Below are 13,718 nucleotides of genomic sequence, written 5' to 3'. Positions count from 1 at the left end.
GCTATAAATTCATAAAATCGATATAACATTTTTCTTAAAAAATTAATGTATCTATTGTCGGAGAAAATTATTTTATCGAATTTTGTTAAAGAAATTTTTAAAAATAAAGCTTTGTCTTAAATTTTTAATCTTTCAAAAAACACAACAAAACTTAAACACAACAAATGAAAAAAACTTACTTCCCAAACATGATGCAGTTTTCCATACTGCCCCATTTTTCAATTTCAGAGATCTGATTTAAATCACCTATACAGCCTGATATAAAGACAGTAAATATTTTATTTATTGTAAAGCTTATCGGTATTGATTAAGTTGGGATAAGAAATAAAGCAGTATTCTTAAAGCTTATTGCACCTTATTTAACGAGATCTTACCATGCTACCATTTTATCTATTTCTAAAAACACTTTTAATTTTTATACGTATGAAAAAAAAATCGACTTTAAAGATTTTTGCTGCAGTCTTTTGTATTGCATCATCTCATGCTTATTCGGGGACCTTTATCGTCCCCAAGCCTAATGAGACAAGTATTGGGCCCAATCATAAAACACCTGTACCTCCAAGTGTTTATGATCTGGATCCTCTTATCGTTATTTCACAAAACGTGAATGAGAAGGGATTGGTTGTCATGAAAGGAAACTTTCAAAAACCAAATACCTCGGGAGATGTAAAAATTACAATCAAGTACAAGGATTCCCAAAATAATTGGGTCTCGGTATGGTGTAAGACTTTTGCAGGTAATTATGAATACAATGAAGATCTTACCGCTAATTTCGAATTACCTGAATCGACTTTGAATACCCATTCGGTAAAGGTCGAACTAAGTTCAGACTCAAGCATTACCAACTGGCAGTCCATCACATGGAACAAAACATTAAACCACTACAAAAAGGCGAATTATACCTATGGAACCTGTGATTTAGATGAAAACCAGTATACGATTCTATTTACCCCTAAAAAGGACGGAACGGTTTTATACAACTCAAATGGATCTGTTTCCGGGGTTAAAGACAGGGTAACGTCTCAACATCTGACAAAAAAATTAGATGATATTGTTTTGTCTTTTCAAGGTAATGCATCATTGGATAATTCTAATGCCAACTCACCGATTATTAACATTACCAATCCCAATGGCCTTTCTACGATCGCCAGTTCACAGAAATTTATCTATCAGGGTAGTGATATGAGTCCTTTTGAGTTTTCATATCATGATCCGGTGTATATGTTTGCCGGAAAATTTTCAAATGAAAGCTTTTTTATCAATTTCAGCAACTGGTTCTTACCTCCGGAGGAAGGAGGAGAGCCGTCGGGAAGAGGATATCTTGACTTCACAAACCCTAATGCTCTTGTTAACAGGTATTATAATCTTTACAATTATATCAATGAGAAATTGGGTGATGTCTTTACAAATCAGCAACCTGTAGTAATCGTTATCAGTAAAGTTACAGGCTTAAGGGTATATAAAAATAACGGACAATATGTTTCTCTTTCTGCAACGAGTAATTATGATACTCAAAATGATTTTGGCTATCCTGATTTATACAGCAAGCATAGAGGTCCTGGCTCTGAAAATTTTTCATTAAGTAACACTTCGCAGGCGTCATTGTATGGTGTGGGTGCTATTAGAAATACAAAGGTAATTAGTAGCTGGAACGGTCCGTCAAGACCTTTGATGGATATAGAAACTGAAATCAATAAATTTATAAAATATGTAGGCCTTTTCGGAAATCCTGTCACGGAAGATTGTCCAGTTACCTGTTATACGATCAATTCAGGAGCTCAATCAGATTATGTAGACTGGACCAAGGCACCAAACAGTTATATTTTCACAGGAAAATATAAAAAAAATAATGTAATTGTTGATGCTGACGGTCTTTATATCCCTGTAAAAAAAGCTTACGAAATGTGGGCGAAAGGAGGTGAGTTTATGAAAGATGAGCAAGGCAATTATACTAAAATTCCTGATGGAGGATCTGCCAGTGCAGGGCTTTATTGGGAAGATGAAATGGGCTTGATCAAATCTGTAACGCTAGAAGGTAACGGAGAAGATGCTAAAATCAAAGTTTTAGTAAACAAACTTAAAGAAGGGAATGCTGTTGTTTCTTATAAAGTAAATAACCAGATCTACTGGACATGGCATGTTTGGGTAACGGATGATCCTAGAGACGGGAGCACTTATCATCATGGCTTTGAAAAAGACAAAAACGGAAATTCCTTTACTGACTGGAAATGGATGGACAGAAATCTTGGAGCTACCAATGCAAAACTTACAGGTCATGATTTCTATAAAACTAAAGGTTTACAATACCAATGGGGAAGAAAAGACCCATTCCCTACATCTAAGATAGAAGGTGAGGCCGGAAAATTGAGTCCCGGTATTGCTCAGGCAAACCCGATTCCCGTAAAATTCAGAGGAAGTATACAACCTGCCAATGCAGCCGGTATCACTAATAATACAGGATTTGATTCACCTAATGGAAATATCAGATATTCCATTAATAATCCTATAAATTATATCGTTCCTCCCGTTTACATTTACAGAATAGGCGAAACACCTGTTAATAATGGAGAAAGCTATGCTATTCAGGGCCCTACCGTAAAGGATTGGGTAAGAAAAGATAAAACAACCTGGTTCTCTAAAAGCAAGTATAAAAACTACGACCAGACAGATTTCTCAAAAAATGTTGCATGGGATTTATGGGGAGATCCGAGAGGTGGACAGCAGACTAAATTGAATACAAGCGATGCCGATTTAAAAGCACAAAGTATGATGTATGCAATGAAATCACCTTATGACCCTTGTCCTTGCGAATGGAGAACACCTTCCTTTTACTCTAGTACAGCAGGCTTTTCTACAGAACCTGAAGCAAGTCCCTGGGGAAAGGAAAATGATTTCTATGGTGGTGCAGTTGAAATTTCACCAACTTCAATGAATTCATCATTCCCGGGGATCAAAGTATATCCATCACTGGGATTTGATTTCACAGGAGTTTCGGGCAGAAATTTAGGGGTAATTCCAATTAATGGTAATTATGAGTATTACCCACAACCAATGACTTTAAATGAATATAATAGCAGCAATGTAAAAGTAAAAGACATAACCAGAAGTGCGGATAAAGTGTATTTAGGAATGAATGCTAATATAGGGCCGGAAGCCGTTCTTCAGGATGAAATTAGTGACGGACAACTACATTCTTCAACATTCTTTACTTATGCAGAACCGGAAAATACAGGAACAAGAGGATTGGCATTAGTGTCAGACCCCGGTAATACAACCGGTCATACAAGTGTAGGTTTCCATAAGATCATTCAAAATTCACTTATTGATGGTAATGCATTTGAATCACGAGGAGTACGTTGTATAAAAGATCCTAACAACGCATACATGCCTACAATATTTGAAACAGAATATGTGGATACTCCAGCTTCTCAATATACCTTAGAGCAATTAAAAAGCTGGACAAAGGAACCTAACAGTTATATTGAATATACCAATTCTACATTAGATGTACCAGCCGCCAGTAAAGACAAAATAATTGATATTCCTTTAAGAAAGGCGTATGCAATGAATAAACTTTATTTTTCTCAGAATAATGAGATGCCGGCTGGAAGTGTAACATCTTTCTCTGTAGTCTGGACTACTAACCCAAGTTTAATTTCAAATATTGAAATTATTGATGGATCTTCTATTGAAAATGGAAAATTAAGAGTCACACTTGATGAACAAGAAGCAGGTAATGCAGTCATTGCGTTTCATCTAGGAAACTCAGGACAATGGGTAAATGGAAATAATGCAGATCCAATTCTTTGGAGCTGGCATATTTGGGCTCCGAAATCTATGGTACAGGAACAGACAGAATTTGTAACAGAAACTACTGGCACAGGAATAAGATCTGCAAATGAACAGTTTGTAAACCCTGCAAACAGCCCATATGGAGTCCCATTGAATACGAAGTTCATGGACAGAGATCTTGGAGCGCTTATGCCTTTTATTAATGAACATTTAGAATCAAGTTCAGCTACAGCTACTTCACCATTAGGATATGACTCCGGTAACCCTAATTCAGCTAACAGTTTGAGAGTAGAACAAATAAGAGATAGTGGAGGAATGCATTATCAATGGGGAAGAAAAGATCCTATTCCTGTGTTTTATAATCCTGGTGGTTTTTATAATTTTCCACAGTTATATGTTGGCGGTGTTTTCAAAGGAAGACCATTCAATACGTATAAGGTATACAGACAAAACAATTTAGTTAGCGGAGTAATAACATATCCTATGTCAGGAAATCCGCCATTACCTGTTGGATTAACAAATGATGATTATTTGACGTCAGGAACGAAGAGCTATTCTGTATATTCTAACAGCTCAAATGCCAATGTTCTACCTACAGACAACACGGAAAACAAAATCAAAAAGGTATTGAAATACTCAGTCAACAATCCTTTTACATTCTTATATCAAACTGAGCCGGCTGTTAATGAAAGTCCTAAATATGACTGGCTTGCCAATGAAAATGGCTTAATGACAGACAGGTGGGGACATAGCAAAGAAAAATCGCCATATGATCCATGCCCGGAAGGCTGGAGAATACCTGACCTATTTGAGAGCATTGATGGTGGAGTAGATGGTCTTGGTTTATCGTACGCAAAGGGAAATACACCATGGTATTACCAGGCAAAATTCAATATCCTTCAGTCAAATGGAAGCTATAAGAATTTCTTTGGAATAGATCCAACCATCTTCAGTACTCCGTCCTCTCTACCTAGTTATGCTCCGAATAATAGGGTTTATTACGAAAATTACAATATTAATAAAGGAAGCTACATTGGTGGTTATGTGAGAGCTGCAGGTGGTGGACAGACCGTAAGATATGGATTTGTTCTTAATAAGCCTGAATACAATATTGGTAACTTTTCGAACAATGGAATCAGAGGTTTTGAATGGGGAAACAATATGGATGGAATCATACCTACAAATCATACTGTTGCTAGTTTCTATAAATCAGGCGTTTGGTCTGCCTCTCCAATCGGACAACTTGGAAAAGCTGCCGGTATGTATTTTAATGTTGAGGGAGGAAGTCAATCCCCTAATCCAACCCTGCTTTATTATCTTACTCCATCATATGCTTTCAATCCACAGGCAGGTATGTCTTGTCGTTGTGCAAAAATCCAATATGATGGCAACGGAAATGAAATAGGCAGATATGACCCGTTTGTACTTGCTGTTCCAAAAAACACAACTGGAAAAGCAGTGAATACTTTTGCCAAAAAACAACTTGAAGAAATTCAGAAAGACGAGAAAAAACTTTCAGTGTTCCCGAACCCGGTGAAGAGTCTTCTTTACATCAATGCTGATGATAAAGATTACTACTACCAGATTTACAATGTTTCAGGACAACTTGTAAAAGAAGGAAAATTTGAAAACAAGAAAACAGATCTTTCTTCACTCATTCAAGGTATCTATTTAGTAAGAATCAACAATTCTGAAACAATAGTTAAAATTATTAAAGAATAGTACACCAAACAGGTAAAATTTGAACCGTCTCAATGTATATTGAGGCGGTTTTTTAGTAGAATAGGAATATTTCATCTCCGGTTTTAATTTTATCATTTATAGTTTGTAATTTTATAACAGATTTTGAATTTGAATTATTTAATTTTTCAGGCCAATTCATCCGGAAACTGTATACATCAGCTGCTTTGGACATGATTTTAAACATATTTTAATATTAAATATTGTTAAAAGTGATTGCTTTTTCGGTAAAAACTATATTTTTGTATGATTATTGATTTAATCTATTGAATTTGAAAATAATTTAAACGAAATAAATAATTATAAACCTTTTTAAATTTTTAAAATTATGTTACAATCGTACGAAGTTATTTTCGAAAACAATAGAAAGTGGGTAGAGTCTAAAATTTCACAGGACCCGGAATTCTTTCACGAGCTTGCAAAAACTCAGAATCCTGATTATCTTTACATCGGATGTTCAGACAGCAGAGCTACAGCGGAAGAGATCATGGGTGCAAAACCTGGAGAAATTTTTGTCCACAGAAACATTGCTAATGTCGTCAATACTTTAGACATGAGTTCCACAGCTGTCATTCAATATGCTGTAGAACACCTTAAAGTAAAACACATTATCGTGTGCGGACACTACAACTGTGGCGGTGTAAAAGCAGCGATGACTCCTCAGGATCTGGGATTATTGAATCCCTGGCTGAGAAACATCCGTGACGTTTACAGGTTGCACCAGGCTGAGTTAGATTCTATCACAGATGAAGGAAAACGTTATGACAGGCTTGTAGAACTTAATGTTCAGGAGCAATGCATCAACGTGATCAAAATGGCCTGCGTACAGGAAAGATACATCATTGATGAGTATCCTATCGTACACGGCTGGGTATTTGACCTTAGAACAGGTAAGATCATTGATTTGGAGATCGATTTCGAGAAAATCCTGAAAGACATCCAAAAAATCTATAACCTTACAAGTTCTGACTGGGTAATGAGCAGAAAAACAAACTAGTTTTTCTAAAATGAATGTAAGATGAAATTCTGGAGTATTATTGTATTGACCTTCTTCCTAAACTTCACAGCACTGCCCGGCATTGCTGCGGTTGCAGGCTGGGATATAGCAAGGACCAATGTAACAATCAATGAAGAGGAGCCTCATTCTCACCCATCATCTTTTATTGTTTACGAAAAGACCCTTCCGAAACCTTTGAACGTATTCGATTACGTGAAGTTTTCCGAACCTCATCTTCAGGGCGTGTCTTTTGAGCTGATAGATGATTCCTTTCATCTGTCGCCCTTACTCACCATATTTTCTCCGCCTCCGGAAGCTTAATTTTTTAAGTATAGCCATATTTTTTTATAGTATTCAATATCAAAACTGATATCGGGTACGCGTGCTTTAAAATTAAATTCCAATTTTTTATAATTGATTATCTGAAGACAGATAAATCGGTTATAGTATTTTTCAAAAACATCATGAAAAAAACATCATTTATAGGAGGAATCAAGGAGAATTTCCCTTCAGGACTCGTTGTATTCTTAGTAGCGCTTCCATTATGTCTCGGAATCGCTTTAGCATCGGGAGCACCACCCTTGTCTGGTGTCATCGCCGGTATAGTAGGCGGGTTAGTAGTAGGATTTCTAAGTAATTCAAATATATCCGTATCGGGTCCGGCTGCCGGACTTACAGCCATTGTTTTAACCGCCATTACAGACCTGGGAGCTTTCGAACTCTTTCTTTGTGCAGGAATGATTGCGGGGGCTATCCAGTTAATTTTAGGATTTATCAGAGCCGGAAGTATATCCAATTATTTCCCTAATAATGTTATTGAAGGAATGCTTGCCGCCATCGGTATTATTATTATTTTAAAACAGATCCCTCATGCGATGGGATTCGACAAAGATTACGAAGGACACGAATCTATTTTCGATAACGGTCTTAACTTTGAATATTTCACGGAATTATTAGGAGCCATACATACAGGTGCTATTGTGGTAACAATGGTTTCTGTAGGGATCCTTATTGCCTGGGACAGAATCCCGGTTTTGAAAAGGATGAAAATGCTTCCCGGAGCATTGGTAGCAGTAGTGGCAGGAATACTTCTTAATGAGGCATTCAAGCTGTCCGGAAGCTCTTTGGCCATCGGCACACAGCACCTGGTATCTCTGCCTGTTCCACAGTCTTTGGATGATTTCAAAAATCTTGTTACGATACCGGATTTTTCCGGATTCACCAATCCGAAGGTATGGATAGTAGGCGCAACCATTGCCATTGTAGCATCTATTGAAACGCTGCTGTGTATTGAAGCTTCAGACAGATTGGATAAGCAGAGAAGAATTACCGATACCAATCTTGAGCTTAAGGCACAGGGGATCGGGAACTTAATCAGTTCATTTATCGGAGGGCTGCCAATGACATCTGTAGTGGTAAGAAGTTCTGCCAATGCCAACGCCGGAGCCACTTCAAAGCTTTCCGCGATGATCCACGGAGTCCTTTTACTGGTATGTGTGCTTACTATTCCGTTTATATTAAATTTAATACCACTTGCCACGCTTGCTGCAGTATTGATTCTTGTAGGATATAAGCTGGCTAAGCCTGCCACGTTCAAGCATTTCTGGCATTTGGGTAAATTCCAGTTTATTCCTTTCGTGGCTACAGTTGTTGCTGTTGTGGCAACTGACCTTCTTAAAGGAGTCGGAATCGGTCTGGCCATTTCTATATTCTATATCCTTCAGGGGAACATGAAGCGCGCCTATTATCTGAGCAGAGAAAAACTGAATGATGCTGACGGGATCAACATTAAGCTTGCCGAAGAAGTTTCTTTCTTAAACAAAGCAGCCATCAAAAAAACGTTGAAAAATGTCAAGCCCAATTCTACTGTAACCATTGACGCGAGAGGGACTTCCTATATTGCAACGGATGTACTGGAAATGATCCAGGATTTCGCCAATATCAGGGCTAAAGAGGAAGATATCAATGTGGAGCTTTTAGGCTTCAAAACTTCATATAAGGATTATGAAACAGATGAAGACTCCCACATCCTTATCACACACAGAAGAGCTATGTAAGCTCATTACAGTAATTTTAATTTTAAAAAGAATAAATCAATCATATGAAAGCACATACATACGAAACCCAATCTACAATTAATCCTGAAAAAGCATTAGATTTTTTAAAAGACGGAAACCAAAGATTTGTGAATAATCTAAAGGCAAACAGAGATCTTTTAGAACAAGTGAACGCAACACGTGAAGGTCAATGGCCTTTTGCAGTAGTTTTAAGCTGTATAGACAGCCGTACTTCTGCGGAGCTTATCTTTGATCAGGGATTAGGAGATATTTTCAGTATCAGGATTGCCGGTAATTTTATAAATCAGGACATTTTAGGTTCAATGGAATTTGGCTGTAACGTTGCAGGCTCCAAGCTTGTTGTAGTTTTAGGACATACTAAATGTGGTGCATTAAAAGGCGGTTTGGACGCAGCACAGATCCAGGAAATGGGAATGGATAATCTCAATCACTTAATTCATCATTTCGACCCAATCATCAATGAAATCATTGAAGAAGGCGAAGAACGTTCATCAAAAAACAGTTCGCTTTTGGAAAGACTAAATCAGCAAAACGTAAAAAACGCCATCGAAGATATCCGTACGCAAAGTTCAACGCTTAAAAAGCTTGAAGACGAAGGTAAGATAAAAATAGTTGGAGCCAATTATGATGTTGAAACAGGAGTTGTAACCTGGATTTAAGAGATCAAAATCCGTACATTTTTATTACACATAGATAAAATCATGCTATGGTTAGATCGGGAATTGATTTTTAAAGTATACAGCAAGACCATCGGATTTCTCTGATGGTCTTTATTTTTGGGGAATAGCTTGGAAATTACTATACTTTTAAACCATTAAGAGTTGACACCCTATTTTATTTTCCGTTGAATGCTGACATTGTATTATTGACACCGGCAAACACAAAAGACAGGCTGGCTTTAGTAAATTTTTCAATTCTTTCGCTCAGCTTTTCAGATTCTTCTTCATTCCATGTTCCCAATACATAATCTACCTGGCGTCCTTCGGAAAAGTCTGCCGAAATCCCAAACCTCAGCCTTGCATAATTCTGGGTATTGAGTGTTTCATTAATGCTTTTCAGTCCGTTGTGGCCTGCATCAGAACCTTTCATCTTCATTCTTAAAGTCCCGAACGGAAGGGCAAGATCGTCAGTAATGATCAGCACATTTTCCAATGGAATATTTTCTTTCTGCATCCAGAATCTCACAGCATTTCCCGAAAGATTCATATAAGTATCCGGTTTCAGGACAAGAACCTTTCTTCCTTTGTATTTTCCTTCTGCCATCCAGCCGAAATTAGTTGTATTGAATGAAGCGTCCAGTGTTTCGGCTATTTTTTCAGCGACTTTGAATCCTATGTTGTGGCGTGTATTTTCGTATTCAGGACCTTTGTTTCCAAGCCCGACTATTAAATATTTCATTGAGAAATTTTTTGCAAAATTAAGGTATAAAAAATAAAAAGCCCAATCTTACAAAAGATTGGGCCTGTATATTTTAAAGATTCTTTTAGAAAGGCTTGTAAATGTAGTTGATACCAAATCCTTTCTTCATATAAGTCTGCGGATCGTAGTTATAATTCGTCGTTCTGGTGACAGGAGACGGAATAGGAGGTATAAGATCTGTTACAGACAGTTTTTTAGGATTGTTCGGAGATAAGATATGACTTTCTTTATCGTTAATTTCAGTGGATAAAAGTCTTGAAATCTTATAAACGTCAGGAAGCAGTGTAAATGGACTGATTGCTGTATCATAATTTAAGAAATCATACGCCAGCCTGGTGGTAGGTCTTCCAAATACATTTCCGGTCATAGGTCCGTAATTTCTTACAACTCTTGATACGTTATCACCCAGATAAGTATATCCTGTTCTGGAATAGCTGATAAAAGCAAACGGTGTTCCGGGAGCATCCGGACCGTTTCTCATGATGATAGAATCCAGCTTGGCAGTAGAACCGTTATACTTTAATCCGTAAAGGGTCTTTGTTTTACGTAAAAGGGTCTGCGGTCCGGGGTTAGTTGCCGGAGGTACAGGTGCAGGTCTTCTGAAAACAGAACGGTTCTCAGAAATAGTTTCCAGTCTGTCATTTGATCCGTAGGTAAATAGCTGGCTGTAAGAAACGCTGTCTTTGTCCAGTTTCCCGTTTCCATCCAAATCCAAAAACCCGTTAAAGGTAATTTGGCTTATTTTGTTGCCGCTGTATGCAATATCTGTAATCGATGCACTGTCTGTGATTACTTTTGTTACCAGAAGTCCGTTGTAGTGATATTCTGCTAATGTATCTTTATCTGTAATTTCTCTGTATAATGCTCTTGGACCTGTAAGTCCTCCCGTATCATTCAGATCCAATAATGGATCCCCGTCTTCGTCTAGCATGTCTTTACAGGAATGTATTGAAGAAAATCCTGCGATTAATAAAATTAAGTAGAAAAACTGTTTCATTTCCAGGTAATTGTTTATTTTTTGACAAATATAACTTTTTTTTGAACAAAAGTCATGTTTTTATTTATATTCCGGTAAAACTGATAATCAATTGAGTTTTATAACGTTCTGTAAGTATATTTAAGGATCTGGTCCTTATCTGAAACAGGATAGTTATAAGCATCATACAAATAGGTCATAGGCGTATTCACTGCCGGTGCAGGAGATGGCGGCATTACATATACCGATGTAGGGTTGTTTGGAGAAATTCTGTAAAAATTCTCCGGACGAACCAGGCTCCATGCAGTAAAGAACGTTTTGGGAAGCGTAGAGAACGGATTGACCTTTGAGTCATAATTCTGGTAGCTGTAAACGGTAAGCTTTGCGGTCGCCATGTTCGGTGCGCCTGTGCCAGTAAGTGTTCCTTTAGCACATTCTACCTTAAAAATATTATCTCCTATATAAGTAAAAGTGCTTTCAGTGAATAAGCTGTATGCCGTATTTCCAGCCACTTTTCTTTTTTCCAGAATTTTCACAAGTTTTTTACCGTTCGCATCATAAGTAAAGGTATAGTCACTTACAAAAGAATCTATCGCCGTGGTGGCAGTAGCAGTACATGTTGCGTTGTACACATTTCCTTTGCTGTCTTCACTTACGCTAAAATCATAGGTCATACTTCCGGACAAACTTCCGAGAAACTTTATTTTACCAATTTTATTATTAATATACGTTACAGTACCTGTATAATAATTACTGGTAGTTCCATCCCGCAGCATTCCTTTCTGAAAGACCGTTCCATTAACTGTATACTCTTCCTGAAGATTAGTGCTTAAGGTGATCTTTTCCAGAACCCTGGCCGGAGGAGGTGTTGTATTACCATTGTTTCCGCCATTATTGGCACTAGGCTCAAATTGATCTGAAGAAGAGTTGTCACAAGAAACCATAAGTCCGAAAAACACTCCGGCAATGATTTTAAAAAGATAGTTTTTTCCCATGAAAAAATATTTTAGTGAGTTGACAAATATAATTCATTTTTTTGATGAAAACATTCACTTATTCAACAAATTCATAGTAATCTTTATCTTTTTACAAAAAAAACCTAAAAACAAGATGCTTTTAGGTCCTTAAATTATGATATACTATGAAATTTAATAAGGCTGCAGAACAGATGTTGTAAGAACGGACTGTGACATTTCGTTATTCAGAAAGGTCGTGTTTACAGCTTTTCCTATACCCAGAGTATTGGAGTTTAAAGTTCTCTTTGTACAGGCAACCTTTACATTATAATTATTTTTAGGAGTAAGGTTCGCAAGTGTAGCATTAAGATTAAAAATCTTGTAGCTTCCTTCCGAGCCTATTAAAACATCTGTACGAACGGCTTTTAGCTGATTATCTACAAAGATTCCGCATGCAAAACCTGCAGAGTTTCCATTACCCGTTTTCTGGGCAGTAGTCTGGAAAGTAAAGGCCACTTTATTCACGGCATTGGTAATGGAAAATGTATCTACACTTCCCGGAAGAACCGTCCAGTCACTGGTGAGGGCAGAACCTTCGGAATAAGGTGTAGGAGATCCGTTCGGCTCAGAAAAAGAAGCGCCGGTCTGATCTGCAACTGTATTTAATGAAAACACAGACATACTTCCCTGCCCGTCTGCAATTTTAACGCTCTTCCAGTCATTCGCATTAAGCTCCGAATCATTATGAAGCATAGTTCCTGCTGATCCTGCCGATCCCTTCAGAAGGTTTGTCCCGCCGGTTCTTAATTCCTTTCTTACGTTTACATCCCCGTTTACATCCAGCATATTGACAGGATTTGAAGTGTTCACCCCCACCTGAGCAGCTGCCGAAACAGCCAGCAGTAAAGAGGGTATGATAATAATTTTTCTCATGTCTGTATCTTAGTTTGTAATTGGGTTAAATATCTGAGGAATCTCATATACATCCACTTTAAGAGAGGACTGGGTAATGAAACTGTTGATGTTGGTTGATGCATTCGTTCCGATCGCCAGCACAATATCGGCCGCTGTTCTATATGAGCCTAATCTTGAACAGGCAACACTTACGGTATGCGTTCCTTTTGAAAGATTGGATATAATTCCTATCTGGTTATGGGTAATAAAAGTATTGGATGCGCTACTTGCCTTTAAGTTTCTCTGTCTAAGATTGACAAGCTTGTTATCCACAAAAATACCGCAGGCATAATCTATGGAAATATCCGGCGTTCCGTTCACGGGAAGGTTGGCCTGTACCACGGTCTCAAATTGAAAATAGGTCTTGCTTTCTGTACTGAATACACTGATAGGCTGTGTAAGACCTGTAATTCTTTTGAATCCGGGAAGATTGGAAATATCCGCCCCTTTAACAAAAGCTGTATTTTTGGACACAATACTGGATTGCTCACTATTGGTAAACTTCACCCCTGTTTTGTCTGAAAAGGAGTTATTGAATATCAGATAAAATTTATTCGGTTCATATTCCGGGATACGGAGTGACTTCCAGATCGGAGGATAGCCTTCACCCTGCGAAACAAGTAGCTGGTCGTTATTTCCCTGAGAAAGAGTATTATCTGTGACATTCAGGACAACAATTTTATTTCTTAAATTGAGATCACCGTTAACGTCCAGGGTTGATTTCGGTGAATCTGTGTTAATTCCCACCTGCGCAGAAAGAGTCAGTCCTGCCGTAAACAGCAGCATGGATATAATATTTTTCATCA

The 13,718-nt window shown here is 37.6% G+C and carries 10 protein-coding genes; 5 read left to right on the top strand and 5 right to left on the bottom strand.

Translation table 11 applies throughout. The annotated features are described in order from the left end of the window. The first annotated feature begins 423 nt into the window (after positions 1 to 423). From IX38_RS05315 to IX38_RS05295, 5 genes are all read left to right on the top strand, one after another. A complete protein-coding gene (locus IX38_RS05315; protein WP_034702611.1) occupies positions 424 to 5,514 on the top strand; it encodes a T9SS type A sorting domain-containing protein in 5,091 nt (1,696 codons plus the stop codon). A 346-nt stretch (positions 5,515 to 5,860) separates the two neighbouring features. Beyond that, positions 5,861 to 6,529 (top strand): carbonic anhydrase, encoded by a 669-nt coding sequence (locus tag IX38_RS05310; RefSeq protein WP_034702608.1) that lies wholly within the window; start codon positions 5,861 to 5,863, stop codon positions 6,527 to 6,529. 21 nt (positions 6,530 to 6,550) lie between these two features. After that, on the top strand, positions 6,551 to 6,850 hold the full coding sequence (locus IX38_RS05305) for a hypothetical protein (RefSeq protein WP_034702606.1): 300 nt from the start codon (positions 6,551 to 6,553) through the stop codon (positions 6,848 to 6,850). A gap of 143 nt (positions 6,851 to 6,993) precedes the next feature. Then, positions 6,994 to 8,586: a SulP family inorganic anion transporter gene (locus IX38_RS05300; protein ID WP_034702602.1), complete on the top strand. Its 1,593-nt coding sequence runs from the start codon at positions 6,994 to 6,996 to the stop codon at positions 8,584 to 8,586. A 44-nt stretch (positions 8,587 to 8,630) separates the two neighbouring features. Beyond that, on the top strand, positions 8,631 to 9,266 hold the full coding sequence (locus IX38_RS05295) for a carbonic anhydrase (protein WP_034702600.1): 636 nt from the start codon (positions 8,631 to 8,633) through the stop codon (positions 9,264 to 9,266). Positions 9,267 to 9,441: 175 nt separating this feature from the next. On the opposite strand, the gene pth is transcribed toward IX38_RS05295, so the two are convergent. The 5 genes from pth to IX38_RS05270 all read right to left on the bottom strand — a co-directional run bounded on the left by pth (position 9,442) and on the right by IX38_RS05270 (position 13,716). Continuing rightward, on the bottom strand, positions 9,442 to 10,005 hold the full coding sequence (pth, locus tag IX38_RS05290; RefSeq protein WP_034702597.1) for an aminoacyl-tRNA hydrolase: 564 nt from the start codon (positions 10,003 to 10,005) through the stop codon (positions 9,442 to 9,444). A gap of 85 nt (positions 10,006 to 10,090) precedes the next feature. Then, positions 10,091 to 11,023 carry a hypothetical protein gene (locus IX38_RS05285; RefSeq protein ID WP_034702595.1) on the bottom strand — a complete coding sequence of 311 codons (933 nt, stop codon included), beginning with the start codon at positions 11,021 to 11,023 and terminating at the stop codon, positions 10,091 to 10,093. 98 nt (positions 11,024 to 11,121) lie between these two features. After that, positions 11,122 to 11,997, bottom strand: a complete 876-nt coding sequence (locus IX38_RS05280) for a hypothetical protein (protein ID WP_034702592.1) — start codon at positions 11,995 to 11,997, stop codon at positions 11,122 to 11,124. A 153-nt stretch (positions 11,998 to 12,150) separates the two neighbouring features. Further along, positions 12,151 to 12,891: a hypothetical protein gene (locus IX38_RS05275; RefSeq protein ID WP_034702590.1), complete on the bottom strand. Its 741-nt coding sequence runs from the start codon at positions 12,889 to 12,891 to the stop codon at positions 12,151 to 12,153. 9 nt (positions 12,892 to 12,900) lie between these two features. After that, on the bottom strand, positions 12,901 to 13,716 hold the full coding sequence (locus IX38_RS05270) for a hypothetical protein (protein ID WP_034702588.1): 816 nt from the start codon (positions 13,714 to 13,716) through the stop codon (positions 12,901 to 12,903). Positions 13,717 to 13,718: the final 2 nt, after the last annotated feature.

It is taken from the genome of Chryseobacterium luteum (assembly GCF_000737785.1).
GTDB lineage: Bacteria > Bacteroidota > Bacteroidia > Flavobacteriales > Weeksellaceae > Chryseobacterium > Chryseobacterium luteum.
The sequence above is the reverse complement of the archived record's forward strand: the minus strand, read 5'-3'. Positions and strand labels throughout refer to the sequence as shown.

Excerpts from the sequence above, each read along its gene's own strand:
- IX38_RS05315 (WP_034702611.1), top strand. The coding sequence starts at position 424 with ATGAAAAAAAAATCGACTTTAAAGATTTTTGCTGCAGTCTTTTGTATT.
- IX38_RS05310 (WP_034702608.1), top strand. The coding sequence starts at position 5,861 with ATGTTACAATCGTACGAAGTTATTTTCGAAAACAATAGAAAGTGGGTA.
- IX38_RS05305 (WP_034702606.1), top strand. The coding sequence starts at position 6,551 with ATGAAATTCTGGAGTATTATTGTATTGACCTTCTTCCTAAACTTCACA.
- IX38_RS05300 (WP_034702602.1), top strand. The coding sequence starts at position 6,994 with ATGAAAAAAACATCATTTATAGGAGGAATCAAGGAGAATTTCCCTTCA.
- IX38_RS05295 (WP_034702600.1), top strand. The coding sequence starts at position 8,631 with ATGAAAGCACATACATACGAAACCCAATCTACAATTAATCCTGAAAAA.
- pth (WP_034702597.1), bottom strand. The coding sequence starts at position 10,005 with ATGAAATATTTAATAGTCGGGCTTGGAAACAAAGGTCCTGAATACGAA.
- IX38_RS05285 (WP_034702595.1), bottom strand. The coding sequence starts at position 11,023 with ATGAAACAGTTTTTCTACTTAATTTTATTAATCGCAGGATTTTCTTCA.
- IX38_RS05280 (WP_034702592.1), bottom strand. The coding sequence starts at position 11,997 with ATGGGAAAAAACTATCTTTTTAAAATCATTGCCGGAGTGTTTTTCGGA.
- IX38_RS05275 (WP_034702590.1), bottom strand. The coding sequence starts at position 12,891 with ATGAGAAAAATTATTATCATACCCTCTTTACTGCTGGCTGTTTCGGCA.
- IX38_RS05270 (WP_034702588.1), bottom strand. The coding sequence starts at position 13,716 with ATGAAAAATATTATATCCATGCTGCTGTTTACGGCAGGACTGACTCTT.